17 protein-coding genes and 2 pseudogenes are annotated in these 26,404 nt (G+C 73.2%); 7 read left to right on the plus strand and 12 right to left on the minus strand.

The annotated features are described in order from the left end of the window. Positions 1-49 precede the first annotated feature (49 nt). Both IE313_RS20645 and IE313_RS20650 read left to right on the plus strand, forming a co-directional pair. Positions 50-1,669 carry a glycoside hydrolase family 13 protein gene (locus tag IE313_RS20645; protein WP_189934362.1) on the plus strand — a complete coding sequence of 540 codons (1,620 nt, stop codon included), beginning with the start codon at positions 50-52 and terminating at the stop codon, positions 1,667-1,669. Positions 1,670-1,726: 57 nt separating this feature from the next. Then, a pseudogene (locus IE313_RS20650) lies at positions 1,727-3,454 on the plus strand (glycosyl hydrolase family 28-related protein); the annotation flags it as partial. An 88-nt stretch (positions 3,455-3,542) separates the two neighbouring features. Here the strand turns inward: IE313_RS20650 and IE313_RS20655 are convergent. After that, complete coding sequence (locus tag IE313_RS20655; protein ID WP_189934366.1) at positions 3,543-4,814, minus strand: MFS transporter; 1,272 nt, start codon at positions 4,812-4,814, stop codon at positions 3,543-3,545. 486 nt (positions 4,815-5,300) lie between these two features. On the opposite strand from IE313_RS20655, the gene IE313_RS20660 reads away from it, so the two are divergent. Further along, positions 5,301-6,206: an LURP-one-related family protein gene (locus IE313_RS20660; RefSeq protein ID WP_189934368.1), complete on the plus strand. Its 906-nt coding sequence runs from the start codon at positions 5,301-5,303 to the stop codon at positions 6,204-6,206. 74 nt (positions 6,207-6,280) lie between these two features. Here IE313_RS20660 and IE313_RS20665 read toward each other — a convergent pair whose 3' ends face one another. Then, positions 6,281-7,228, minus strand: coding sequence for a DUF2510 domain-containing protein (locus IE313_RS20665; protein WP_189934370.1), 948 nt, complete (start codon positions 7,226-7,228; stop codon positions 6,281-6,283). A gap of 238 nt (positions 7,229-7,466) precedes the next feature. Here IE313_RS20665 and IE313_RS20670 point away from each other — a divergent pair. After that, positions 7,467-10,137 (plus strand): annotated as a pseudogene (locus IE313_RS20670) (ATP-binding protein). Positions 10,138-10,165: 28 nt separating this feature from the next. On the opposite strand, the gene IE313_RS20675 reads toward IE313_RS20670, so the two are convergent. The 7 genes from IE313_RS20675 to IE313_RS20705 form a co-directional block, all read right to left on the minus strand. Next, the gene (locus tag IE313_RS20675; protein WP_189934372.1) at positions 10,166-10,969 is read right to left on the minus strand and encodes an SDR family NAD(P)-dependent oxidoreductase; all 804 of its coding nucleotides are present in this window, start codon (positions 10,967-10,969) and stop codon (positions 10,166-10,168) included. A 149-nt stretch (positions 10,970-11,118) separates the two neighbouring features. Then, positions 11,119-12,255 (minus strand): bifunctional 3-oxoadipate enol-lactonase/4-carboxymuconolactone decarboxylase PcaDC, encoded by a 1,137-nt coding sequence (gene pcaDC / locus IE313_RS20680; protein WP_189934374.1) that lies wholly within the window; start codon positions 12,253-12,255, stop codon positions 11,119-11,121. Continuing rightward, positions 12,252-13,649 (minus strand): 3-carboxy-cis,cis-muconate cycloisomerase, encoded by a 1,398-nt coding sequence (gene pcaB, locus IE313_RS20685; protein ID WP_189934486.1) that lies wholly within the window; start codon positions 13,647-13,649, stop codon positions 12,252-12,254. The genes pcaDC and pcaB overlap by 4 nt, the downstream gene beginning before the upstream one ends. A gap of 38 nt (positions 13,650-13,687) precedes the next feature. Further along, positions 13,688-14,320, minus strand: coding sequence for a protocatechuate 3,4-dioxygenase subunit alpha (pcaG, locus tag IE313_RS20690; protein ID WP_189934377.1), 633 nt, complete (start codon positions 14,318-14,320; stop codon positions 13,688-13,690). After that, on the minus strand, positions 14,320-15,090 hold the full coding sequence (gene pcaH / locus IE313_RS20695) for a protocatechuate 3,4-dioxygenase subunit beta (RefSeq protein ID WP_189934379.1): 771 nt from the start codon (positions 15,088-15,090) through the stop codon (positions 14,320-14,322). The genes pcaG and pcaH overlap by 1 nt, the downstream gene beginning before the upstream one ends. 77 nt (positions 15,091-15,167) lie before the next feature. After that, positions 15,168-15,860, minus strand: coding sequence for a CoA transferase subunit B (locus IE313_RS20700; RefSeq protein ID WP_189934381.1), 693 nt, complete (start codon positions 15,858-15,860; stop codon positions 15,168-15,170). Beyond that, positions 15,860-16,615, minus strand: coding sequence for a CoA transferase subunit A (locus tag IE313_RS20705; RefSeq protein WP_189934383.1), 756 nt, complete (start codon positions 16,613-16,615; stop codon positions 15,860-15,862). The genes IE313_RS20700 and IE313_RS20705 overlap by 1 nt, the downstream gene beginning before the upstream one ends. Before the next feature lie 343 nt (positions 16,616-16,958). Here IE313_RS20705 and IE313_RS20710 point away from each other — a divergent pair, with 343 nt between their 5' ends. Continuing rightward, positions 16,959-17,471: a MarR family winged helix-turn-helix transcriptional regulator gene (locus tag IE313_RS20710; RefSeq protein ID WP_229924809.1), complete on the plus strand. Its 513-nt coding sequence runs from the start codon at positions 16,959-16,961 to the stop codon at positions 17,469-17,471. A gap of 322 nt (positions 17,472-17,793) precedes the next feature. On the opposite strand, the gene IE313_RS20715 is transcribed toward IE313_RS20710, so the two are convergent. Beyond that, positions 17,794-18,870, minus strand: a complete 1,077-nt coding sequence (locus IE313_RS20715) for an ATP-dependent DNA ligase (protein WP_189934384.1) — start codon at positions 18,868-18,870, stop codon at positions 17,794-17,796. Between the two features lie 66 nt (positions 18,871-18,936). Here IE313_RS20715 and ligD point away from each other — a divergent pair, with 66 nt between their 5' ends. Beyond that, positions 18,937-19,962 carry a non-homologous end-joining DNA ligase gene (gene ligD, locus IE313_RS20720; protein WP_189934385.1) on the plus strand — a complete coding sequence of 342 codons (1,026 nt, stop codon included), beginning with the start codon at positions 18,937-18,939 and terminating at the stop codon, positions 19,960-19,962. Between the two features lie 334 nt (positions 19,963-20,296). On the opposite strand, the gene IE313_RS20725 is transcribed toward ligD, so the two are convergent. Further along, positions 20,297-22,453: an OmpL47-type beta-barrel domain-containing protein gene (locus tag IE313_RS20725; RefSeq protein WP_229924818.1), complete on the minus strand. Its 2,157-nt coding sequence runs from the start codon at positions 22,451-22,453 to the stop codon at positions 20,297-20,299. 98 nt (positions 22,454-22,551) lie between these two features. Beyond that, positions 22,552-25,080: a ThuA domain-containing protein gene (locus IE313_RS20730; protein WP_189934388.1), complete on the minus strand. Its 2,529-nt coding sequence runs from the start codon at positions 25,078-25,080 to the stop codon at positions 22,552-22,554. 294 nt (positions 25,081-25,374) lie between these two features. Here IE313_RS20730 and IE313_RS20735 point away from each other — a divergent pair, with 294 nt between their 5' ends. Then, on the plus strand, positions 25,375-26,331 hold the full coding sequence (locus IE313_RS20735) for a multicopper oxidase domain-containing protein (protein ID WP_189934488.1): 957 nt from the start codon (positions 25,375-25,377) through the stop codon (positions 26,329-26,331). Positions 26,332-26,404 lie beyond the last annotated feature (73 nt).

The raw sequence follows: 26,404 nt of genomic DNA on the forward strand, positions 1-26,404 counted from the left end.
GAACCGCCCCGCCCCTGCCCCTGACCGGCACCCTCGAAAGGCACGCACCGTGGGACAGCCCTCCCCTGCCCAGAAGCGGACCCAAGACGACGACCAGTGGTGGCGCTCCGCCGTCATCTACCAGGTGTACGTGCGCAGTTTCGCGGACGGCGACGGCGACGGCACCGGAGACCTCGCCGGGGTACGCGCCAAGCTCCCCTACCTCGCGGAGCTGGGCGTGGACGCCCTCTGGTTCACCCCCTGGTACCTGTCACCGCTCGCGGACGGCGGCTACGACGTCGCCGACTACCGCACCATCGATCCCGCCTTCGGCACCCTCGCCGAGGCCGAGAAGCTCATCTTCGAGGCCCGTGAGCTGGGCATCCGCACCATCGTGGACATCGTGCCCAACCACGTGTCCGACCAGCACGCCTGGTTCCGGGCGGCCCTCGCCGCCGGGCCGGGCAGCCCCGAGCGGGAGCTGTTCCACTTCCGGCCCGGCCGCGGCGAGCATGGCGAGCTGCCGCCGAACGACTGGCCCTCGCAGTTCGCCGGCACACCCTGGACCCGGGTCGAGGACGGCGAGTGGTACCTGCACCTGTTCGCACCCGAGCAGCCCGACCTCAACTGGGCTCACCCGGCCGTCCACCAGGAGCACGAGGAGATCCTGCGCTTCTGGTTCGACCGGGGGGTGGCGGGCGTCCGCATCGACTCGGCCGCCCTGCCCGCCAAGGACCCGGCGCTGCCCGACTTCGTCGAGGGCAGGGACCCGCACCCGTTCGTGGACCGCGACGAGCTGCACGACATCTACCGCTCCTGGCGGCGGGTCGCCGACGCCTACGGCGGCGTCTTCGTCGGTGAGGTGTGGCTGCCCGACTCCGAGCGCTTCGCCCGCTACCTGCGTCCCGACGAACTGCACACCGCCTTCAACTTCAACTTCCTCACCTGCCCCTGGGACGCCGCCAGGCTGCGCTGTGCCATCGACGAGACGCTCGCCGAGCACGCGCCCGTCGGCGCCCCGGCCACCTGGGTGCTGTGCAACCACGACGTCACCCGCACCGTCACCCGCTACGGCCGCGAGGACACCGCCTTCGCCTTCGCCACCAAGGTCTTCGGCACCCCCACCGACCTGGACCTCGGCACCCGGCGGGCGCGCGCGGCCGCACTGCTCTCGCTGGCGCTGCCCGGCGCCGTGTACATCTACCAGGGCGAGGAGCTGGGCCTGCCGGAGGCCGACATCCCGAGGGACCGGATCCAGGACCCGATGCACCACCGCTCGGGTGGCCGGGACCCGGGCCGCGACGGCTGCCGGGTGCCGATGCCCTGGCAGGGCGGCGCCCCTTACGCCGGCTTCGGCTCGCGCGAGGAGCCCTGGCTGCCGCAGCCGGCCGGCTGGGACTCCTACGCGGCCGACCGGCAGGCCGGCGACCCCGACTCGATGCTCTCCCTGTACCGGACGGCGCTCGCCGTACGGCGCGGCCGGCCGGGCTTCGGCGACGGCCCGCTGCGCTGGCTGCCCGCGGAGCCCGGAGTGCTCAGCTTCGCCCGCGCCGACGGCCTGATCTGCGTCGTCAACCTCGCCGGGCGGGCCGTCGCCCTGCCCGGCCACACCGACGTCCTGCTGACGAGCGGCCCCCTGGACGACGCGGGCCGCCTGCCGAGGGACACGGCGGCCTGGCTGCGGGCCTGACCCGCGGCCGGCCGCCGCGAGCACCTGTTCCACCTCCCCCCACGAAAGGGAACAGCCATGCAGAAGAAAGCCACGCGCCCCTCACCCCGCTGGGTGGCGGCCGCCGCGGCCGTCGCCCTGGCCGGCGGCACGCTCACCGCGACGGCCTCCACCGCGGGCGCGGCCCAGATGGCCGGCGCCGACCTGCCGGTGCACTCCGTGGAGGCCGAGTCGGCCGACTTCGACGGCTCGGCCGTCGGCCCGGACTACACGCAGGGCAGCCTCGCCTCCGAGGCGTCGGGCCGCCGGGCGGTGCGGCTGGACGCCGGCCAGAAGGTCGAGTTCACCCTGCCCTTTGACGCCAACGCCGTGAACGTCTCCTACAGCGTGCCCGACGGCCGGACGGGCTCGCTCGCCGTGTACGTCAACGGCACGAGGACCGACAGGACGCTGGCGCTCACCTCCAGGTACTCCTACGTCGACACGCCCTGGATCGCCGGAGCCAGGACCCACCACTTCTTCGACAACAGCAGGGTGCTGCTCGGCCAGGACCTCAAGGCGGGCGACAGGGTGGCCCTGGAGGCCTCCGGCGAGGTCACCGTGGACGTGGCCGACTTCGAGCAGGTCGCCCCCGAGGGCGCAGCGCCCGCCGGCGCGGTCTCGGTGGTGGACCAGGGCGCGGACCCGACCGGGCGGTCGGACTCCACCCAGGCGTTCAACGCCGCGATCGCCGCGGCCCAGGGCGGCACGGTGTGGATCCCGCCGGGCGACTACCAGGTCTCCTCCGCGCTCCAGGGCGTCGCGAACGTCACCCTCCGGGGCGCCGGGAGCTGGTACTCGGTGGTGCACTCCTCGCACTTCGTCGACCAGCAGAGCTCCGCCGGCAACGTCCACATCGAGGACTTCGCGGTGATCGGCGAGGTCACCGAGCGCGTCGACGCCAGCCCGGACAACTTCGTCAACGGTTCACTGGGCCCCGGCTCGTCCGTGTCCGGGATGTGGATCCAGCACGTCAAGGTCGGCCTGTGGCTGACCGGGAACAACGACAACCTGGTCGTCGAGGACAATCACATCCTCGACACCACCGCCGACGGGCTCAACCTGAACGGGAACGCCAACGGCGTCACCGTCCGGAACAACTTCCTGCGCAACCAGGGTGACGACTCGCTCGCCATGTGGTCGCTCAACGCCGCCGACACCGGCTCCAGCTTCGAGAACAACACCATCTCGCAGCCCAACCTGGCCAACGGCATCGCCATCTACGGCGGCCGCGACATCACCGTCAGGAACAACGTGGTCTCCGACACCAACGCCCTCGGCAGTGGAATCGCGATCTCCAACCAGAAGTTCGCCGACCCGTTCTTCCCGCTGGCCGGCACCATCACGGTCGCGGACAACACCCTCGTCCGCACCGGTGCCGTCAACCCGAACTGGCAGCACCCGATGGGCGCGCTGCGCGTCGACTCCTACGACAGCGCCATCGAGGCCCGGGTGGACATCACCGGCACCACCGCGAAGGACAGCCCGTACAGCGTGTACGAGTTCGTCTCCGGCGGGGGCGCGGGCCTCGCCGCGAAGAACGTGACCATCGACGGCGGCACGGTCGACGGCGCGGGCACGGTCGTCGTCCAGGCGGAGACCCAGGGCGCGGCCACCATCAGCAACGTCAAAGCCAGTGGCGTGGGCGCCGCGGGCGTCTACAACTGCCCCTTCCCGCAGGGTTCCGGCACCTTCACGCTCACCGACGGCGGCGGCAACTCGGGCCTGGACACCACCTGGGACGACTGCTTCGCCTGGCCCCAGCCGAAGTAGCAGCACCGCTGCGGTCCCGGGGGCACGGGACGGGAGGCGGCCCCGTCCCGTGCGCCCGCACAGCCGGCCCCTCCGCGGCCGCTCACCTCTCCAACTCGCCCCACGCCGTCTCCGGCAGCCGCAGGTACACCACCGACGACACGAGGCAGAGCGCCGCGACGTACCACGGGAAGAGGCCCGCGTTCCCGATCTGCTTGAAGAGGGTGCCCACATATGGCGCCGTGCCGCCGAACAGCGCCACCGTGAGCGAGTACGGGAACCCGATCCCGGCCGCCCGCACCCGCGCCGGGAACACCTCCGCGTTCACCGCCGCCGATATCGAGGTGAACCCGGACAGCAGCACCAGACCACCGCTCTGCACCAGCAGCAGCATGAGGAACGAACCGTCCAGCGCATGCAGCAGCGGCACGCTCAGCACGGCGAACCCCACGCCGAAGAACAGCAGCAGCGGCCGCCGCCCCCAGCGGTCCGACAGCATCCCGGCCACGGGCTGGAGCAGTGCGAAGAACGCCAGGGCGATGGTGCCGGCCCACAGCGCGTCGTCCTTGGCCACGTCCGCGTTCAGTTCGGCGTAGGTCGGCAGGTACGACGTCCAGGTGTAGTAGGCGAGGGTGCCGCCCGCGGTGATGCCGCAGATCAGCAGCGACGCCCGCGGATGGCGGCGCAGCGCGTCGAAGAGGCCCGGCCGCACCTCCTGCCGGCCGGCGCTGCGGGTCTCCACCGCGCCCTGCCGGATCCAGAACCCCACCAGGCTCAGCAGCGCGCCCAGCACGAACGGCACCCGCCAGCCCCAGCCCGCCATCTGACCGCCCGACAGGGCCGCGACCAGTGCGGCGGAGACGCCCGACGCGATGAGCTGGCCGGCGGTGGTGGACACGTACTGGAAGCTGGAGAACAGGCCGCGCCTGCCGGGCCGCGCGGACTCCACCAGGAAGGTGGTGGACGCGGCGAACTCGCCGCCCACCGAGAGCCCCTGGAGCAGCCGGGCGAGCACCAGCACCAGCGGCCCGAACACCCCGGCCGCCGCGTATGTGGGCGTCACCCCGACCAGCAGGCTGCTGCCGCCCATCAGCAGGATGGTGAGGGTCAGCGCCGCACGCCTGCCGTGCCGGTCCGCCACCGCCCCCATCACCAGCCCGCCCACGGGCCGCATGAAGAACCCCACCGCGAAGACCGCGAAGGTGGACAGCAGCGGCACCAGCGAACTGCCCGAGCCCTTGGGGAAGATCTGGTCGGCGATGTACGTCGCCAGGAAGGTGTAGGCGTACCAGTCGTACCACTCCACCGCGTTGCCCACGGAGGCCGCGAGGAGCTGGCGCACCGGCCGGTGCGTGGGCGTGAGCGTCTCTGTCATGACCGCGACTTTCCCCCTGTTCCAACCGTCGCACACGTGTCCGCCGGCACGTCCTGCCGCGCGGGCCGCTGCGCTCGGCGGCCGGCGGTGACGATTTCATCCGGACGTCACACTCCGCACCGCGCCCGCCCCCCGCCGGGCGCCCCGCCTGCCGCCTGCCGGGCGCGCCGCCTGCCGTCCGCCCGGCGCGCCGCCTGCCGTCCGCCCGGCGCGCCGCCTGCCGCCCGCCGGTGCCCCGCCGCGCGCCGTCCGCCCAGGCCGCGCCGGGCCACGGCCCGCGACCCACCGCCCGTGACCCACGTGCCGCACCGCGGGACGTGCTCGACCGCTTCGCGCCGGTCGCCGGGGACGTGCGGGCCGGCGGGCGGATCCGCGTGCTCGAAGAGGCCGGGGCCCCGGCGGAACCACGGCTTCCGTCGGCCCCGCGGTGAGGCCCACGTCACATGTACTGGTTGTCCCCGGGGAGCCGCGCGATAGTGTGCTTCGGTGACGACGCAATCGAACACCCCTGCGGGCTGGTATCCGGACCCGTACGGTACGCCCCAGTTGCTCCGGTGGTGGGACGGGTCCCGGTGGACCGAGCACACCCACGCGAACCAGCAGGCCGCCCCCGGTCAGCAGCAGATGCCCCAGCAGGCCCAGCAGTTCGGTCAGCACCCGGGCGCAGGGCAGCACCAGGGCCCCGGGCAGCCTCCGGCGTACCAGCAGCCCGCCCAGGCGTCGCCCGGCGCCGCGAGGGTGCAGCGGCAGGTGCGGCAGCAGGCCGGCGTCGGCCAGGCCGGCCCGGGCGGCGGCACGCTCTTCACCGAGCCCGTGCTGGTCGTCAACCAGAAGGCCAAGCTGATCGAGCTGACCAACGAGTACAGCGTCTTCGACCAGCAGGGCAACACCATGGGTTCCGTGGTCGAGGTCGGGCAGAGCGCACTGAAGAAGGCGCTGCGCTTCGTCTCCAGCGTCGACCAGTTCATGACCCACCGGCTTGAGATCCGGGACGCCCACGGCCGGCCGCAGTTGGTCCTGACGCGGCCCGCGAAGCTCATGAAGTCCCGGGTGGTCGTGGAGCGCCCGGACGGGCAGCCGGTCGGCGAGATCGTGCAGCAGAACGTGATCGGGAAGATCAACTTCGGGATTCACGCCAACGGCTCCCAGATCGCCGCCATCAAGGCGGAGAACTGGCGCGCCTGGAACTTCGCGATCGTGGACCACGCCGACAACGAGGTCGCCAGGATCACCAAGACCTGGGAGGGCCTCGCCAAGACGATGTTCACCACCGCGGACAACTACGTCCTGCAGATCCACTACCAGCTTCCCGAGCCGCTGCTGAGCCTGGTCGTGGCGACGGCGCTGACCGTGGACACGGCGCTCAAGCAGGACTCGCGGGGTTTCGGGTGAGCGCCTGACGGGGCCCACGCACCCCGAAGGAGCGGCGGCCGGTGCCCGTTCGGGCCCCCGGCCGCCTCCCGCGCTCAGACCTGCCTGCCGTTGCCGCCGCCCTGGCCCGCGGCCTTCTTGATGCCCTTGGTGATGTCGTCCATCGCGCTCACCTTCGGCGCCTTGTCGTTCACGTCGAACCCGAAGCGCACCACCACGAGCATGTCCTGGCTCGCGGGGGAGGGGAACACCAGCGACTCGACGTAGCCGTCGTCGCCCTTGCCCGTCACCACCTTCCAGCGCACCAGGTAGCCCTGCTCGCCCGCCACCTGCACGGCACGCGACGCGAGCTGCTGGTGCGAGGAGATCTTGCCGTAGGTCTTCCCGCCGTACGACTCCTCGGCGTTCTTCGCGATGTCCGCCTCGGCCGCCGCCTTCGCCGACGACTGCTCCAGCTTCAGCGCGAGCGCGGGCGCGGAGAACGCCCCGCCCCGCACACAGGTCTGCTTCGTGTCGCCGGGGCACGTGTAGGTGCCGGTGGTCACCTGGGCACCGACGGCCCCCGACTCGCCCTTCCAGCCGTCGGGCACCGGCAGGCTGATGCCGCTCGCGGTGTCGGTGGCGTAGCCCTCCTCCGTCTTCGGGGCCGGCCCGTCGGGTGCACCGGGTCCGTCCGGCCCGCCCGGGACGCCCGGCCGGCCCGGCGACCCGCCGCCGTCCGATCCCCGGGACGGGGCCCCCGACGGGGCGGACGACGCGCTGTCCTTGCCGCCGCCGTCGGTCAGCGCGTACACCCCGCCGCCTATGCAGGCCAGCACGACCAGCACCACCAGCGTTCCGATCACGATGCGCAGCCGGCGCGGTCGTGCCTCGGGCACCGGATAGGCGCCCGGCGGATACCCGGGCGGCCCCCACCCGGCCGCGGCCTCGGCGGGGCGGATGCGGTCCGTCCACGCACCGCCGTCCCACCAGCGCTCGGTGCGCGGTCCGTCAGTCGTCTGCCCGGGGTCGGGATACCAGCCGGGAGGAGTCACCTGGGTCATGACGCCACAGTAGGAGCCGACCCTGAAAGCCCGATGAGAGGGGCGGCGCAAACCGCCGCCGAACGGCCCCGGTCCACCACCCCCACGAGCGCCGTGCGCCGTCTTTACCACCCTTTGCGCGTCCGCGCGGGCGGAACACGGCATGTGCCCGCGGCCTCATTCCACCGGCACTACGGCGGTGTGTGCCCGGCTAGTCTCGTTGGGTGTACGCGCTTTGACCGACCAGGGAGGTAGCGGGATGACGCAGGGCCGGCCGGACGACGCCGCCCCGATGGCACTGTGGGAGCGGGACGGCGAACTGGCCGCGATCGCGGTCGCCGTCGACACGCTCTGCGCGGGTGCCACCTCCGGTAGCCTGCTCGTCTTCCGCGGCGAGGCCGGCATCGGCAAGACGGCACTGCTGGCCGAGGTCGGCCGTATGGCGGCAGGCCGCTGCACCGTCTGGTCCGCACGCGGCGGCGAGACCACGACCTCCGTCCCGTTCAACGTCGTGCGCCAGTTGCTCGCGCCCGCGCTGGTGGGACTCGGGCCGGCCGAGGCGCGGGAGTGCTTCGGGGACCGGCTGGAGACGGTGGGGGCCCGCGCTCGGCATCACCGAGCCGGGCGGCCGGCAGGCCGACCCCCAGGGCGTGTGCGAGGGCCTGGTCGTCGCGGTCCGCCGGCTCGCCCGGCTCAACTGGCCGCTGGTGCTGCTCGTCGACGACGCCCAGTGGGCCGACCTGGAGACCCTCCAGTGGCTCGCCGCGTTCACGCAACGCCTCGACGACCTGCCCGTCGTCGCCGTCGTCGCGCACCGCCCCGGCGAGGCCACCGATCCCGGCACCGACCTGCTGGAGCGGGTGGGTGCGGCCGCCCGCCCCAGCACCACCCTGCGCCCCCTCACCCCGGATGCCACGGCCGGCCTCACCCGCGCCTCCCTCGGCGCACACGCCGACGCCCCGTTCTGCCGCGAGGTGTGGGCGGTGACCGGCGGCAACCCGTACGAGACCGTGGAACTCCTCGCCAAGGTGCAGGACAGCGGGCTGTCGCCCATCGAGCCGGCGGCGCAGGAGCTGCGCGCGCTGAACAACTCGGCCCGCGGCCACGGCCTCGTCACCCGCCTGGAAGCGCTGGGCACCGACGCCACCCGGTTCGCCTGGGCCGCTGCCGTGCTCGGCGCCGGGATCTCGCTGGACCTCGCCGCCACGCTGGCCGGCATGGGACCCGAGGAGGCCCGGCGCTGCGCCGACCGGCTCCAGGCCGCCCGCATCCTGCGCCCCGCGGCCGGCGGCCCCGGCGGCGCCGACGAGCTGGAGTTCGTCCACTCCCTGATCGCCAGCGCGGTCTACCGCTCGATCCCGGTCGCCACGCGGACCGCGATGCACGGGCAGGCGGCCTGGGCCGTCACCCAGTCGGGCCTGGGAGCCGCGGCAGCCGCCCGCCACCTCCTGGAGGTCCACCCGGACGACGACCCGGACCTGGTCGAGCAGATGCGCCAGGCGGCCCGTGAGCACCTGGCCGTCGGCGCGCCCGACGCGGCACGCCGCTGTCTGGAACGCGCGCTGCGGGAGCCGCCGCTGCCCGAGGTGCACGCGCGGGTCCTCTACGAGCTGGGCTGCGCCACCCTGCTCACCTCGCCCGCCACCACCATCGGCCATCTGCGCAACGCCCTCGGCATACCCGGCCTCGAGGACGACGTGCGGGTGGACGCGGTCTGCCGCCTCTCGCAGGCACTGGTCCACAACGGCCAGTTGGAGGAGGCGGTGGCCGCCGTGGACGCCGAGGCCGACCGCCTCGAACCCGGCCCCGCCCGGCTGCGGCTGCAGGCCGTGCACTACATGTGGGAGGGCATCCACGCCGCCGAGGAGGACTCCCCGGGCCGCTCCCGCAGCCTGGCCGCGCTCGCCGGACCGCTCACCGGGCGCGACAACTCCGAGCGTGCGCTGCTGATCCTGCGCGCCTTCGACGCGATGACCCGCGGGGAGAACGCCGAGGAGGTCGTCGAACTGTGCGACCGAGTCCTCGTCAACGGCCGCCTGGCGCCGGGGCTCGGCTGGACCGACACCGAGTGGGGCTTCGAACTCCTCGTGATGCTGGGCAGCTCCTACACCTTCACCGACCGGCTCGACCGTGCGGAGACGCTGTTCAACGAGGCGTTGCTCGCCTACGAGAGCGCGGGCTGGAACGGCGCCCACCTGGCCCTGGCCCATGCGTTCGTGGGCTATGTGCACCGCAGACGCGGGCGGCTCGCCGACGCCGAGGCGTACCTGCGCGAGGGACTGCGCCTGGCCGACGGGGTCGGCAGCGGTCTGCCCATGCACTGGGACGCCGCCTGCATGCTGATGGACACCCTGCTCGCACGCGGCCGCCCGGAGGCCGCACAGGAGATCGCGGAGCGCTACGACTTCGCACCGCCCTACCCGGCCACCATCGTGCTGCCCGACGCGCACTCCGTACGGGGCCGCCTGCTGCTGGCGACCGGTCGCGCCACGGAGGGGCTGGGCGAGCTGGAGGCGGCCCAGAAGGCGGCCGCGGCGCGCGGCCGGCACAACACCGTCATGGCGCCCTGGGCCGGTGACCTCGCCCGCGCGCTGGCCGGGCACGACCCCGCACGCGCCGCGGCCCTGGCCGCCGACGCCCGCGCGCAGGCCGAGCGGTTCGGCACCGACACCGCCGTGGGGGAGGCCCTGCGCTGCACCGCCGCCCTGGCCCACGGCCAGCGCCGCACCACCCTGTACGCACGCGCCGCGGCCTACCTGGAGGCGTCCCCGTGCGCCTACGAGCACGCCCTCGCGCGCGTCGAGTACGGCATCGCGGCCCGCTCCGCCGCCGAGCTCTGCCGCGGTCTCGCCCTGGCCCGTGCGTGCGGGGCGGACGGCCTGGTGGCCCGCGCGGAGGAGGTCCTGGGCAACGGACGGGGGCTGCGCTGACGAGCGCGGCCGCCCGGGCCAGCGCCGGTCAGGACGTGAGCATCCGGTCCGTGGCCGACAACAGACGGCGGCGGACGCCGGGATCGTAGGCCTCGGGGTGGGCGCGGGAGGGGGCGGTGCCGTCGAAGTAGGTGCCGTTGTGGTGCAGACCGGTGTCGGTGGCGGCCAGGGCCAGCACGGCGGCGGTGCCCTCCTCGACCGTCGAGAGGGGACTGACGCCGGCGTCCCGCACCAGGGAGGTGTCCATGTAGGTCGCCGGGTGCACCACGTTCACCGACACACCGCTGCCGGCCAGCTCGTCGGCCAGGGCGAAGGTGTGCACGGCGAGGGCGAACTTGCTCCTGCGGTACGCCTCGACGCCCACGTAGCCGGAGGTGAACTCGATGTCGTCGAGGTCCACCGGCACCTGGCCCGTCGAGCCGACGTTGACGATCCGCGCGGGCGCGTTCTTGCGCAGCACGGGAAGCAGCGCGCGGGTCAGGGCGACGGGCGCGAGGTAGTTCACGGCCATCCTCAGCTCGTGCCCGTCCGCACTCTCCTCGCGCCCGGCACCCGGGGCGCCGAAGCCGACGCCGGCGTTGTTGACCAGGACGTCAAGGTCCGGGTGCGCGGCCGCCACCCGCACGCCCAGGGCGCGCACCTCGGCGAGCGAGGAGAGGTCCGCGACGACGGCGTCCGCCTCGCCGCCCGCGTCGTCGATCTCGGCGGCCAGCCGCGCCGTCCGGTGCCCGTCGCGGCCGTGGACCACGACGACATGGCCGGCGCGGGCCAGCTCGAAGGCGAGACGGCGCCCCAGGCCCGAGGTCGAGCCGGTGAGCAGAACGGTGGACATCTCGGTTCCCTTCCCGTGTCCCGTGCGGAACACGATCCTCACCCTGGGTCGTGACCGGCGCACGGCACGGCACACCTAACGTCGCCGTCCGTACCGCGCATGCGCCCAGCAGGAGTACCCAGGGCGCCCGGAGGGAACCGGTGCGCCCGTCAGGAATCCGCGCCGCCAGGACCGTCCTCCTCGGCCAGCACCCGCTGGGCGACGGCGAAGGCGCTGTTGGCCGCCGGGACCCCGCAGTAGACCGCGCTCTGCAGCAGCACCGCGCCGATCTCCTCGGGCGCCAGGCCGTTGCGGCGGGCGGCGCGTACGTGCATCGCCAGCTCGTCGAGGTGGCCGTGCGCCACCAGCGCCGTCAGAGTGATCATGCTTCGCTCGCGCCGGGACAGCGTGGTGTCCGTCCAGACCTCGCCCCACGCATAGCGGGAGATGAAGTCCTGGAACCGTGCGGTGAAGCCGGTGGTGCGGGACTGGGCGCGGTCCACGTGGGCGTCGCCGAGAACGGCGCGGCGCACCGCCATGCCGCTCGCCGGGTCACCGGTGAGATGGCCGCGCAGCGCCGCGCGCACGGCCGCGGGCCGCTCGGCTGGCGCCAGGTGGGAGGCGCCGGGCAGCTCGGTGAGCTGCGCGCCGGGCACGGCGTCGGCTATCTCGCGCAGGTGCTCGGGCGGTGTGGCCGGGTCCTCGCGCCCGGCGATGAGCAGGGTGGGCACGGCGACCTCGGGGAGCCTGTCCCGGATGTCGAAGGCGGCCAGTGCGTCACAGCAGGCCGCGTACGCGCCGGGGTCGGCCGTGCGGTGGTCCTCCAGGAGCGCGGGCACGCTGAACCCGGGCGTGAACCAGCGCGAGTCCGCCGTCTCCACCAGGGGTGCCAGGCCCTCGCCGCGGACCGAGGCGGCACGCTCGCGCCACCGGGCCCCGTCGCCGAAGTGCGCGGAGGAGCAGATCACGGCGAGACTGGTGAGCCGCTCGGGATGGTGGACGGCCAGGTGGAGCCCGACGGCGCCGCCGATCGACACCCCGGCGTACGCGAAGCGCTCGATGCCCAGCGCGTCGGCGAGTGCCAGCACCAGCCGGGCCAGGTCGTCCACGGTGGCGCCGGGCCCGATCAGCCCGGGGCTGGAGCCGCCGTGGCCCGGCAGGTCCCAGCGGATCACCCGGTGGCTGGTGGCCAGCTCGGGCGCCACCCCGTCCCACAGTGCGGTGGAGGTGCCGAGCGAGGGCCCGAGCAGCAGCGGGGGAGCGGTGGGCGCGCCCTCGTCCAGGTGGTGCAGCAGGGTGTCGGTCATGAACGCTCCAACGCGCGGTCGGTGAGGTGGGCGGCGTGCCCGGTGTACCGGGCGGGGTCGGTGAGCTCGACCAGGTCCAGGCCCAGTGCGGTGATCTCCCTCAGCTCGGCGAGGACGTCCACGAGCATGCGGCCCCTCTCCTCGGCGCGCCGGGCGGCCTCGGTCAGCAACTGCTTGGCGCGGGCCCGGCCGAGCAGCGGGGCGAGCTCGGCGGACAGCCGCTCGGACACGATCAGGCCATGGGTGAGGTCCAGGTGCGCCCGCATCCGGTCCGGGTGCACCCGCAGGCCCTCGGTGAGTTCCACCGCGTCACGGGCCGCGCCGCCGGTCAGCCGCAGCAACTCCCGCAGCGGCTCCCACTCGGCGTGCCACGTCCCTGCCGGGCGCTCGTCCGGGGCGGCGAGCGCGGCGCAGAGCGTGGCGGCGAGCGCAGGGGCGCGGTGGGCCGCGGCGGCCAGGAGGGTGGCGCGGACCGGGTTGGCCTTGTGCGGCATGGCGGAGGAGCCGCCCCGGACGCCCTCGGCCAGCTCCCCGATCTCGGTGCGGGAGAGGGTGGCCACGTCGGCGGCGGGTTTGCCGAGCGCGGTGGCCGTGAAGGCCAGCGCCGAGGCCAGGTCGGCCACCGGGGTGCGCAGGGTGTGCCAGGGCAGCACGGGCCGTGCCAGGCCGAGCTGGTGTGCGTAGGCGTCGAGCAGCGCGTCGACGTGCGCCGGGCCCGCCGGCTCCCGTCCGCGGACCGCGCCCCCGTGCGGGGTCACCGTGCCCCCGGGCGCGGGGAAGGCCGTGAACGCGGCCAGCGTGCCGGCCGCACCGCCCAGTTGGCAGGGCAGTGCGGCGCGTACCGTCCTCAGGCGGTCCCGGGCGTCCAGGACCAGTGACCGCCAGCCCGCCGCCTTGAGGCCGAAGGTGGTCGGTACGGCGTGCTGGGTGAGGGTGCGGGCCGGCATGGCGGTGGTGCGGTGCGCGGCGGCGAGCCGGGCCAGCGCCCCGGCCGCACGGTCGAGGTCCCCGAGGATCAGGTCCAGGGTCCGTGCGGCCATCAGCATCATCGCCGTGTCCATGATGTCCTGGCTGGTCGCGCCGCGGTGGACGTACTCCCGGTGTGGTTCGGGCACCAGCGCGGTCAGGTCCGCCACCAGCGGGATCACCGGGTTGCCGCCCGTGCGGGCCCGCAGTGCGAGGTCGCGGGCGTCGAACCGGGAGGCGTCGGCGGCGGCCGCCACCGCCTCGGCCGCCTCGGCCGGCGCGAGCCCGGCCGCCGCCTGGGCCCGGGGCAGCGCGGCCTCCGCGTCCAGGAGCGCCTGGAGGAACGCGGTGTCGCCGGTCGCGGCCTCGGCGGCGGATCCGGCCCGCCCCGGTGCCAGCAGGCCGGTGTCGGAGTCGGCGCGTGTCACGAACATCCCCTCACTGCGCGCGTTGCGTCCGCGCGCCCTCAGCCGAACTGCAGGAAGACCGTCTCCGCCTCGCCCTGCAGACGGATGTCGAAACGGTACGTCCGGTGCGGCTCCGGCCGGGCGACCAGCGTGGCGCGCCGCTGCTCGGGCAGCGAGGCGAGCAGGGCGTCACCCGCCGGCACCGGCCCGCCGGCCGTGCTGCCTCCGGCGTCGGGGGCGGCGTCGGCCAGGTAGGCACGGGTGAACAGGTGGTGCAGCAGGCCGCGCGCGAAGACGCACACGCTGATGTACGGCACGCCCGGGTTGCCGGGCGGCAGCGTGCGCAGGGCGTAGTGGCCGTCGGCGTCGGTGCCGACGCGGCCGAAGCCGGTGAAGTCGGTGCCGTTGCGGCCCAGGTGGCCGCCGCCCACGGTGTCGCGGCGCATCGAGCCCGGCCTGCCCTTCAGGGAGCCGTCCGGGCCGCTCTGCCAGAACTCCAGCAGGGCGTCCGGCACCGGGTCGCCGGCGCCGTCCAGCACGTACCCGTGCAGGGTGATGGTGTCGGGATGGCCCTCGGGCGCCACCCGGCCCCCGTCGGGGAAGGGCAGCGCGTAGCCGTAGAACGGGCCGACGGTGTGTGAGGGCGTGGGCGGGAGGGGCGGGGTGGCTTTGGGCGGTGTCGTCGCGGTCATCAGCGGCCTTCCTCGATCCAGGTGGCGGACGGCCCGTCCAGCACGATGTCCCACTCGTAGCCGAGCGAGAACTCGGGCCGGGACAGCTCGTGCCGGTAGGAGGCGACCAGGCGGGCGCGGGCGGATTCGTCGGTCACCGACCGCAGGATCGGGTCGTACCGGAACAGCGGGTCGCCCGGGAAGTACATCTGCGTCACCAGGCGCTGGGTGAACGCGGTGCCGAAGAGGGAGAAGTGGATGTGGGCGGGGCGCCAGGCGTTGGCGTGGTTGCGCCAGGGGTAGGCACCGGGCTTGACGGTGGTGAAGGAGTAGCGGCCCTCGTCGTCCGTCAGTGTCCTGCCGACGCCGGTGAAGTTGGGGTCGAGCGGCGCCGGGTGCTGGTCGCGCAGGTGCGCGTACCGGCCGGAGGCGTTGGCCTGCCAGATCTCCACGAGCTGGCCGCGCACCGGGTGGCCCTTGCTGTCCAGCAGCCGCCCGGACACGGTGATCCGCTCGCCCAGCGGCTCGCCCTGGTGCTGGACGGTGAGGTCGCTGTCGGTGTCGGTGATGTCGGTCGCACCGAAGACGGGGCCGTGCAGCTCCACGGTCTCCGGATCGCCGCCGTCCACCGCGACCAGCGGCTGCTGCGGGTGGCGCAGCACCGAGCTGCGGTACGGGCGGTAGTCGCGCGGCGGGTGGTGCTGCGCGGGGGCGCCGGCGGCCCGCGCCTTGTCATAGGCGTTCTGGAGGTCGCCGACCTCGGTGTCGATGTCCGACTGGGTAAGAGCCATGGTGACTCCAGGGTTGAGTGCCGATGTTCCCTGCCGCGGTCCTGCGCCGGGGTGTGCGGCGCCGGCGCGTGCGGCGTTCAGCGTCCGGTGGTGCTGTCCTCGCGGGGTGCGCCGGTCGAGGACCCGGCCGCGGCGCCGTCCGCGGGGTGCACCGCGGCGGCCGTCTTCTCGCGCACCTCGTCCTCGGTGACGCCCGGTGCGCACTCCACGAGGCGCAGGCCGCCGTCGGTGACGTCGAGCACGGCCAGGTCGGTGATGATGCGGTCCACACAGGACCTGCCGGTGAGCGGCAGCACGCACTCCTCGACGATCTTGGGAGCGCCGTCCTTGGCGGTGTGGGTCATGACCGCGATCACCCGGCGGGCGCCGTGCACCAGGTCCATGGCGCCGCCGATACCGGTGATCATCTTCCCGGGGACGGCCCAGTTCGCCAGGTCGCCGCGCTCGGACACCTGCATGGCACCGAGCACCGCCACGTCGATGTGGCCGCCGCGGATCATGCCGAAGGAGAGCGCCGAGTCGAAGAACGAGGCGCCGGGCAGGACGGTGACGGTCTCCTTGCCCGCGTTGATGAGGTCGGGATCGACCTCGTCCTCCGCCGGGTAGGGGCCGACGCCGAGGATGCCGTTCTCCGACTCCAGGACCACCTGCACGCCTTCGGGGAGGTGGTTGGGTATCAGTGTCGGCAGCCCGATGCCCAGGTTGACGTACTGCCCGTCCTCCAGCTCCCGCGCCGCCCTGGCCGCCATCTGCTCGCGTGTCCATGCCATCAGCCGCGCACCGTCCTCTTCTCGATCGCCTTGTCCGCGGCCTGCTCGGGGCTCAGGGCCACCACGCGCTGGACGAAGATCCCGGGCAGGTGCACCGCGTCCGGGTCGATGGCGCCCGGCTCGACGAGCTCCTCCACCTCGGCGACGGTGATCCGCCCGGCCATCGCCGCCAGCGGGTTGAAGTTCCGGCTGGACCTGGCGAAGACCAGGTTCCCGTGCCGGTCGCCCCGCGCGGCCCGCACCAGCGCGAAGTCGGTGCGGATGGCGTGCTCCAGGACGTAGGGGGTGCCGTCGAACTCCCTGACCTCCTTGGGCGGCGAGGTCACGGCGACACCTCCCTCGCCGTCGTACCGCCAGGGCAGTCCGCCGTCGGCGACCTGGGTGCCGACGCCCGCCGGGGTGTAGAACCCGGGGATGCCCGCGCCGCCGGCCCGCAGGCGCTCGGCCAGCGTGCCCTGCGGGATCAGCTCGACCTCCAGCTCACCGCCCAGGTACTGGCGCGCGAACTCCTTGTTCGCGCCGATGTAGGAGCCGGTGACCCGGGAGATGCGGCCCGCGGAGAGCAGCACCGCGAGCCCGGAGTCCATCGCCCCGCAGTTGTTGGAGACCACCCGCAGGTCCGTCACACCGCGCTCGTACAGCGCCTCGATCAGGGCGTTCGGCACACCGCTCAGGCCGAAGCCGCCCACGGCGAGCGACGCTCCGTCGGGGACGTCCGCCATCGCCTGCGCGGCGGAGGCGACCACCTTGTCCATCCGTGCAGCCCCACCTCTCCAGGGCGCCGGTACCCGCGCCGCCCGTGCCGCCATCGAACCGCGGGCAACGGGCGCCGTCCGGCCGGCACCTCCCGGTAAGAACGGTAAGAATTAATCAGCGCACTGACTATTTCAGCGAGCCGACCCACACGCTGCCACTGCTCACGTCGGCCGTCAATACCCCCTGGACCTCGCAGTACGCTGGAGTGGCCCGGGCGGCCGGTATGGTCGACAAGGCCCCGTCCAGGGCGAGAGTATGGTCAGTGCACAGACGAAACCCCGGAGACCCCGGAGCAGGCCCCACCCCGCCGACCGGGCGCCGGCAACCGAGCGGAGGACTCGCATGGCCGCGGTGGACCTGACCGCCCACCCTGGGCACCTGGCCCGGCGGTTGCAGCAGGCGCACTACCTGCTGTGGACCACGATGGTCTCCGAGGAGATCACCTCGCCGCAGTTCGCGGTGCTCAACGCCCTCGTGGCCGAGCCGGGCCTCGACCAGCGCACGGTGGGCGAGCGGGTGGGGCTCGACCGCTCCACCATCGCCGAGGTCATCAGCAGGCTCGGCCGGCGCGGCCTGCTCGACAAGGTGCGCGATCCCGGCGACGGCCGCCGCTTCCTGCTCCGGCTCACCGAGGACGGCGTCCGGACGCACCGCAGGCTGACCCTGCGCACCGCGCGGATGAACGAGGTGTTCCTCGCCCCGCTCTCCGCCGACGAGCGGCGGGTCTTCTTCGATCTGCTGCGGCGGGTCTCGGACGCGGCCGAGGGCCTGCGCAACCCGACCGCACCGCATGCCGCCGCCGAGGAGGACCGGGAAGCGGTGCCGGGCGCGGCACCGGCGCCGGGAGGCGCGTGAGCGAGCGGGAGCGCTGCGGCGGCCGCCTGAGCACCGCCGCCGCGCGCCTGGGAGCCGCGTAAGTGGAGGCGGCGCCCGGTGGAGTGCGCCTGGTGGAGAACCCGCGGGGGAGCGCCCGATGGAGCCTGCCCGGTCGGCGCGGCCCGCGCGGACGCTCGCCGGCGTGACGCCGCGTTCCTGCCCGCCGCCGGGACGGGCGAGCACGCCCTGGGTGTGCCGGCGGACGACCGGCGGCGGCAGCGCGAGGCGCCGGGGCGTCCGCGGCCGACGGCGCCCGGAGGCCGTCGGCGGCGGGGACGGCGGCCGGCTGCCCGGAACCCGTTCAGCCGGCCGGCGGCGTCCCCAGGATCTCGCCCAGGTCGTAGCGCACCGGTTCCTCCAACTGGGCGTAGGTGCAACTGTCCGGGGTGCGGTCAGGGCGCCAGCGGCGGAAGCGGGCGGTGTGCCTGAAGCGCACCCCGTTCTCCATGTGGTCGTAGGCCACCTCGCAGACCCGCTCGGGCCGCAGCGGCACCCAGGACAGGTCCTTCCGGCCCGACCAGCGGCTCGGCGCGCCCGGCAGCCGGGCGCTCCCGTGCGCCGCCTCGTCGGCCCAGGAGGCCCACGGGTGGTCCTCGACCGACGCCATCCGCAGCGGTTCGAGCTCCTCGACCAGTTCGGCCCGCCGCGCCATCGGGAACGCCGCCGACACCCCGACGTGCTGGAGGGCGCCCGCGGTGTCGTACAGCCCGAGCAGCAGCGAGCCGACCACCGGGCCGCTCTTGTGGAAGCGGTAGCCGGCCACCACGCAGTCCGCGGTGCGCTCGTGCTTGACCTTCGACATCACCCGTTCGTCCTGCCGGTAGCGCGAGGTCAGCGGCTTGGCGACGATCCCGTCGAGGCCCGCGCCCTCGTACTGCTCGAACCAGCGCCGGGCGAGTGCGGCGTCCGTGGTGGCGGGGGCCAGGTGCACCGGGGGCGTCACTTCGGCCAGGGCGAGGGCCAGCCGCTCACGCCGCTCGGTGAGCGGTGCGGACAGCAGCGACTCGTCGCCGACGGCCAGCAGGTCGAACGCGACGAAGGTGGCCGGGGTCCGCTCGGCGAGGGTCCGCACCCGGGACGCGGCGGGGTGGATGCGTTCGGAGAGCGCGTCGAAGTCGAGGTGCCCCTCCTGGGCGACCACGATCTCGCCGTCCATCACGCACCGCCGCGGCAGCCGCTCGGCCAGCGCCGCCACCAGCTCGGGGAAGTACCGGGTCAGCGGCTTGCCCGTGCGGCTGCCCAGCTCGATCTCGGGCCCGTCGCGGAAGACGATGGTGCGGAACCCGTCCCACTTGGCCTCGTAGTGCATGTCCGGCGGGATGCTCGGCACCAGCTTGGCGAGCATCGGCTTCACGGGCGGCATCACCGGCAGATCCATACCTGTACATTCTGCAACGGATCCGAACAATATGCGCCCGGTGGCCCCGGGGTCTACCGTGGCGGCATGGGTGCGAGCGGCAAGGGCGCGGCGGTCGAACTCGACGCGGGCGGTCGCACCGTGCGGCTGACCAGCCCGGACAAGGTCTACTTCCCGGAGCGCGGCTTCACCAAGCTGGACCTCGCCCTGTACTACCTGGCCGTCGGCGACGGCATCGTGAGGGCGCTGCGCGAGCGTCCCACCACCCTGGAGCGCTACCCCGAGGGCGTGGCCGGCGAGTCCTTCTTCCAGAAGCGCGCCCCCAAGAACCGCCCCGACTGGATCCCCACCGCCCACATCACCTTTCCCAGTGGGCGGTACGCCGACGAGATGTGCCCGACCGAGGTGGCCGCGGTCGTGTGGGCGGCGCAGTACGGCACGTTCACGTTCCATCCCTGGCCGGTCCGGCGCGCCGACACCGACCACCCCGACGAGCTGCGGCTCGACCTAGACCCGCAACCCGGCACCGACTTCACCGACGCGGTACGTGCCGCCCACCAACTCAGGGCGGTCCTGGAGGAGTACGGCCTGAAGGGCTGGCCCAAGACCTCCGGCGGCCGCGGACTGCACGTCTTCGTCCCCATCGAGCCGCTGTGGACCTTCACCCAGGTGCGCCGCGCCGCGATCGCCTGCGGGCGGGAGCTGGAGCGGCGGATGCCGGGCCGGGTGACCACCGCCTGGTGGAAGGAGGAGCGCGGCGCGCGCATCTTCCTGGACTACAACCAGACCGCCCGGGACCGCACCATCGCCTCCGCCTACTCGGTGCGCCCCCGGCCCCGTGCGCCGGTCTCCGCGCCGCTGGGCTGGGACGAGCTGGACGCGGCGGCACCCGAGGACTTCGACCTGGCGACCATGCCGGCCCGCTACGCCGCGCTCGGCGACGTGCACGCGGACATGGACGACCGGCGCTGGTCGCTGGACGGGCTGCTGGAGCTGGCCCGGCGCGACGAGCGTGACCACGGGCTCGGTGATCTGCCCTATCCGCCGGAGCACCCGAAGGTGGCGGGTGAGCCCAAGCGGGTGCAGCCGAGCAGGGCGCGGCGCACGGAGTGAGCCGCGCCTCGGTCTTTCGCGGTGGGTCTTTCGTGGTCGGTCTTTCGCGGTCGGTTGGCTTCGGGGCATTCGGCTTCGTTGGCCTTCGGCTTCGGGGCCTTCGGCTGTCGGCCGGTGGGTGGTGTTGCGCAGTTCCCCGCGCCCCTTACGGGTGGGTGGGGGTTCTCGTGGTGCTTTCGGCTGCTGGCCGGTGCGGGTACCGCGCAGTTCCCCGCGCCCCGTTTCGCCGGGACTTGCGGTGTGTTCTCGGTTGCTGGTGGGGGCCTTGTGCGGTTTGCCGCAGCGGGCCCCTCCGCCGGGGGTGCCGGGGGAGGGGCCCGTGGTGGCCGTGGAGCTACAGTTCCCTGATCCGGACGTCCCGGTAGGAGATCCGGTCGGCGGTGCTGTGCACCTGGAGCCCGATGTAGCCCTCCGCCCAGCGCCGCCCGTCCGTGCCCGGGTCGTCGGACCGCGGCGGTTCGAAGACCTGCCCGCCGTTGTTGTCGAACTCATTGATCAGCTTGCCGTTGCGGTACAACTGGAAGTGCTGGTCGACCACGCGGATCTCGTAGTCGTTCCAGGTGCCCTTCGGGGTGACCATCGCCCCGGCGAGCCCGACCCGGTCGAAGCCGTAGACCGACCCGGTCTTGTACATGTCCCCCGTGGGGCTGTCCAGGACCTGCATCTCGTGGCCGTACTCGATGGCCACCCATTCCGGACGGGACTCAAACGGGTTGTCGTGCACCTGGGGGAACCGCACGAAGACACCGCCGTTGGCGTTGGCATCCCCCGCGGCGTCGTCGCGCCACTGCAACTTCAGCGAGAAGTCACCGTACTTGCGCACCGGATACCAGAGCATGCCCAGGTTGTTCGCCTGCTGGCTGGTGATCGAGCCGTCCTCGTTCAGCTTGAACGAGCCGCCGCCGACCTGCTCCCAGCGGTCCAGGGACTTCTGGGTGCCGTCGAAGATCTGCTGGTAGCCCTCGGTCTGGCCCGGCCTGCCGATGCCGGACTGCTTCGCCGCCCTGTTGATGACCCGGTACTCGCGCCGGTCGATCACACCGTCCTTCCGCAGGCGGTCGGTGACCGCCTTGACGTGCTTGAGGAACAGCGCCTGGGAGGTCCATTCCTTCTCGTCCTCGATGAGCTCGTTGATCCGGCACCTGTTGTCGGTCACGCGGTTGGGGACGCCGGTGTCGACGGCGCCCACGAACACCGTCTCGCGCTCGTCGTACTCGGCGCAGGGCGGTGGGGGCACGCCGCCGCCGGGGGCGACGGTGAACGACACCGTCCGCGCCTCGCTGGTGTTGCCCGCCTCGTCGGCGGCCCGGTACGCGACGCCGTGCGCGCCTGCCCGGTCGACGACCACGGGATTGGCGTAGGCGAGGTAGGGGCCGCCGTCGAGCGAGTACTCGACGGACGCCACGCCCGAGCCGTCGTCGGCCGCGGTCACCGTCACCGTGGCCTTGCCGAGGTAGGCGCCGTCGGAGTTCTTCTCGCCGGTGACCTTCGCGCTCACCTCGGGGGGTGTGGTGTCGTCGGCGGGCGGGGCCACCACCGTGAAGTCGGCGGACTTCTCCGCGGCGGTGTTGCCCGCCTTGTCGGTGGCCCGGTAGCGCACCTGGTGGTCGCCGGGCTCGTGCACCATCACCGGTGCGGTGTAGGACTGCCAGGCGCCGTCCGCACCGAGGGCGTACTCGATGGTGTTGACGCCGGAGCCGGTGTCCGAGGCCGTCACGGTCACCGTCGCCGTGCCGACGTAGGCGCCGTTCGCGTCCTTCTCGCCGGTGACGGTGGCCGAGGTGTCCGGTGCCGTGGTGTCGTCCGTCGGCGGTGCGGCCACCGTGAAGTCGACGGATTTCTCCGCGGCGGTGTTGCCCGCCTTGTCGGTGGCGCGGTAGCGGACGGTGTGCGGGCCGACCTGGTCGACGACCAGCGCGGTGGTGTACGGCTGCCAGGCGCCGTCCGCGTCGAGCGCGTACTCGACGGTGTCCACGCCTGAGCCGTCGTCGCTCGCGCCGATCGTCACGGTCGCGGAGCCGACGTAGGCCCCGTCCTCGTTCTGCTGCCCGCCGACGTCCGCGGACGTCGTGGGGGCCGTGGTGTCCTCGCCGCCGCCACCGCCGTCGGTGACGACCAGGGTGCCGCTCATCGAGGTGTGCCCGGGCATCGAGCAGAAGTAGTGGTAGGTGCCCGGGGTGAGGGTGACCTCCTGGGTGTGCCTGCCGCCCTCCGCGTCGGTGGGGCTCGCCATGATGTTGGCCTTGACGTCGTTGTTGTACTGCGCGTCGGAGACGTCGAAGGTGAGGGTGTGCGGCATGCCGGTGGTGTTGCCGGTGGCCGCGCTGTTCTCGAAGACGAGGGTGGCCGGGCCCGCCACCGCGGTGGCGGGCGCGGAGGTGTATGCCGTGATGTCGTCGCCCGCGGTCCAGGTCAGCGTCTGGGCCGCGGCCGTGCCGCCCGGCTCCGCGGTGCGCCCGTAGGCCGCCGTGGAGCCGAGGCCGAGCACCATCACCAGGCAGGCCAGCAGCGCCGGCCACGGATGCCGGCCGCGCCGGCGGCCGCCCACCGGCAGCCCCGCGGATCTCTCCTTGCGTACGGTGCCCGTCATCACTGCGCCTTCCTCGCCAGGTTCGCGGCGGCCGGGGTCGGGGCGCCGCCGGTGTAGGTCACGTGCCACAGCGCCGAGTGCTCGTCCGAGGTGAAGAATCCGCGTCCGTAGTCGAGGACGTAGAGCGAGCCGTCCGGTGCGAACTCCCAGTCCATCAGGTTCGCGATGCCGTCGTTGCCGGTCGGGATGATCTTCTTCAGCGACTCCGAGTGCACCGGGAGCCCGCCGTCGCCCATGGTCTTCGGGTCCATGACGACGGCGTTCCTCGGCTGGTCCTGGTCGTAGAAGTCACCGACGAACCACTTGCCGTCCCAGTACCGGGGCCAGGCGTTCGGGCCCGCGCTCCCGGCGTCGTAGCGGTAGACGGGGCCGTCCATCGTGGCCTGGCCGCCGCCCTTGAGCCACGGCAGCAGGTAGCTGGCCTCCTCCGGCTTGTACGACGGGACGCCGTTCGCGTCGCGCGGGTAGTCCGGGGCGCCGCCCTGCGGCGAGTACCAGATGTTGTTGCCGGTCACCGGCGGCAGGTTGACCAGGCCGTCGTTGTTCGGCGACTCGTTCTTCGGGTGGTCGCAGTCGTACCAGCCCAGCGGCTTGGTCGGGTCGGGCAGGTTGCGGTCGCGGTAGGGCTGCTTGTTGCCCATGCAGTAGGGCCAGCCGCGGTTGCCCGGCTTGGTGATCACGGCGAACTGGTCGTACTTGGCCGGGCCCCAGGTGGGCGACGGGGTGCCGGAGTCCGGTCCCACCCAGCCGGCGTAGAGGATGTCGGTCTTCTTGTCGACGTGGATCCGCGCCGGGTTGCGCACGCCCATGACGTAGATCTCGCCGCGGGTCTTGCCGCCGCCCTCGTCGGTCTCCTTGCCGGTGAAGAGGTTGCCCTCCGGGATGGTGTACGTGCCGTCCGGCTCCGGGTGGATGCGCAGGATCTTGCCGTTGAGGTTGTTGGTGTTGCCGGCGGTGCGGCGCGCGTCCGCGAAGGAGACGCCCTTGTAGTTGGGCTGCGGGTTGTTGCCGGAGTACCCGTCGCTGAACAGGGAGGAGTTGTTGTCCCCGACCGCGATGTACAGGTTGCCCTTGGAGTCCCAGGACATCCCGCCGCCCGCGTGGCAGCAACTGTGCACCTGGGCCGGCCACTTCAGCAGCACCTTCTCGCTGCCCGGGTCGATCTTGTTGGTGGCCCTGTCCAGGGTGAAGCGGGAGACCTGCCGGGTGTCCATCTGCGTCTCGCGGTTCAGTCCGGAGAACGGCGTGTAGTACACGTACACCCAGCCGTTGTCCTCGAACCCGGGGTCGAGCTCGATGCCCACCAGGCCTTCCTCGATCTTGGTGAGCTCGTCGCCGCTGCCCTTGTTGCCGAAGACGTCCAGTTCCGCGGCGAGGGTGACGTTGCCGGTCTTCGGGTCGTAGACGTGGATCTGGCCCTTGCCGCGGCCGACGTTCGGGTCGTTCCAGTCGGTGACCACCGGCTGGTTGCCGTTCGGGCCGCCGCGGCCGATGTAGAGCACCCGCCCGTCCGGCGCGATGGTCATGCCGTGCGGCTCGCCGATCTGGTCGCTCTGCCCGGGCCGGTCGGGCCTGGTGACCCGCTCCGCCTTGTAGTTCGCGGTGATGGTGGCCTTGCAGTCGGCACGCACCAACCGGGTCGTCCACAGCAGTGCGCCGCGCAGATGGGTGCGGAAGTCCGCCTCGTCGTAGGAGGAGGCGGTGCCGCCCATGGCGGTGTAGAAGGAGCGGCCGCCGTCGTAGTCGCGGCACCAGGACACGGGGTGGTCCCAGCCGTTGGCGCCGGTGCCCGGCCGGTACGTCGACTCGCGCACCCGGGCCACGGTGTGCACCGTGCCGGACGGGTTCTGCTGCCAGTTGAACCACTGGTCCGGGCGCTGCCACTGAAGTGGCAGGTCCCTGGTGGCCGGGTTGACCCGGTCGCCCACCTCGACGGTGGCCCGCTGCACGCCGGTCGGCGGCCCGCCGACGGGCCGGGCGCCGATCAGGCCGGTGAACCAGTCGGAGTACGGCTCCGCACGGGCCGCGTCATGGATGCCGACGAAGCCGCCGCCCGCCTCCATGTACGCCTCAAGACCGGCCTCCTGGTCCGGGTCGAGCACGTCTCCGCCGCCGGTGAGGAAGACCACGGCGTTGTAGGAGCCCATCTTCCTGGCGTTGGTGAAGACGGCGGCGTCGTCGGTGGCCTGCACCTTGAAGTGCTGGGCGGCCGGCCCCGTCCCGCCGATCCGCTCGATGGCCTCGATGCCCGCGTCGACGGTGGGCGGCTCGTCGCCCTCGGCGGCCGAGCCGTAGAACAACAGCACCTTGACGTCGGCGCCGCCCGGAGGCGACGGAAGGTCCATGGCGGCCGCCACGTCGGCCGGGTTCGGCCGTGCGGCGGCGGTCGGCCCCGCCAGCACGCCCGCGGCCAGCGCTCCGGCGGCCAGCACGGCGGACAGGCCGCGACCCGCACGGCCCGGTCTGTGGCGTCTTGCTCTGCTCAACCCTGGTGCGGCTGAGGGCTTTTGATGCGGTGTGAACCGCATGTCGTCACCCACCCCTCATCGGTCATAGCAACAGCGCCGATGAAGCTAGACCTCTTTTCATGGTTCGCCAATAGGTATCACCGCAATGGAACAAACTTTGTCCTGAGTGTGGATAAACGAGGGGTGCACAGCTACCGTGTGGCCGTCCCCGGGGTACTCGTGCGCCCCGTGAGTCTCCGTACCAGGAAGGGGAGTTCGGCGATGAACGACGCGACGGGCGAGACACGCGGCACGGCGGCGGGCGCTGAGGGCGGTGCGGCGGCGGACGCCGGCCCCGCCGCGCGGCCGGCGGCACTGGGCAGACGGGCCTTCACCGGCCGCCTCCTCGCCGGGGGCGCGGCGGCGGCCGCCCTCGGCACGGCCGCGGTCGCCGCGACACGCCCCACGGCGGCCGCGGCCGCCGCCCGGCCCGCCGCGACGGCACCCGCGGGCGGCGAGGTCCGGCACCTGAGGATGTACGCGGAGAAGCTTCCGGACGGCCGGATGGGCTACGGCCTGGAGAAGGGGAAGGCGACCGTCCCGGGCCCGCTGATCGAGCTCAACGAGGGCGACACCCTGCACATCGAGTTCGAGAACACCATGGACGTGGCGGCGAGCCTGCACGTGCACGGCGTGGACTACGAGATCACCAGCGACGGCACGGCGATGACGCACAGCCACGTGGAGCCGGGCGGCACCCGCACCTACACCTGGCGCACCCACGCCCCGGGCCGCCGCGCGGACGGCACCTGGCGGGCGGGCAGCGCCGGCTACTGGCACTACCACGACCACGTCGTCGGCACCGAGCACGGCACCGGCGGCCTGCGCGCCGGGCTCTACGGACCGGTGATCGTCCGCAGGAAGGGCGACATCCTGCCGGAGCGGACCTTCACGATCGTCTTCAACGACATGACCATCAACAACCTGCCCGCCGGGCCCGACCTGGAGGCCACCGTCGGCGAACGGGTCGAGTTCGTCTCGATCACGCACGGCGAGTACTACCACACCTTCCACCTGCACGGACACCGCTGGGCCGACAACCGCACCGGCCTGCTCACCGGTCCCGACGACCCCAGCCAGGTGGTGGACAACAAGATCGTGGGCCCCGGCGACTCCTTCGGCTTCCAGGTGATCGCGGGCGAGGGCGTGGGCGCGGGCGCCTGGATGTACCACTGCCACGTGCAGAGCCACTCCGACATGGGCATGGTCGGCCGCTTCCTCGTCAAGAAGGCGGACGGCACCATTCCGGACTACGAGGCGCACCACCACTGAGACGCCGGCGCGCCGCCCGCTGCGCCCCGTCCCACCTCGGATATCACCCGTGCGGACGACACGCCGGTCGCCC

It is taken from the genome of Streptomyces sulfonofaciens (genome assembly GCF_014656295.1).
GTDB classification, from domain to species: domain Bacteria; phylum Actinomycetota; class Actinomycetes; order Streptomycetales; family Streptomycetaceae; genus Streptomyces; species Streptomyces sulfonofaciens.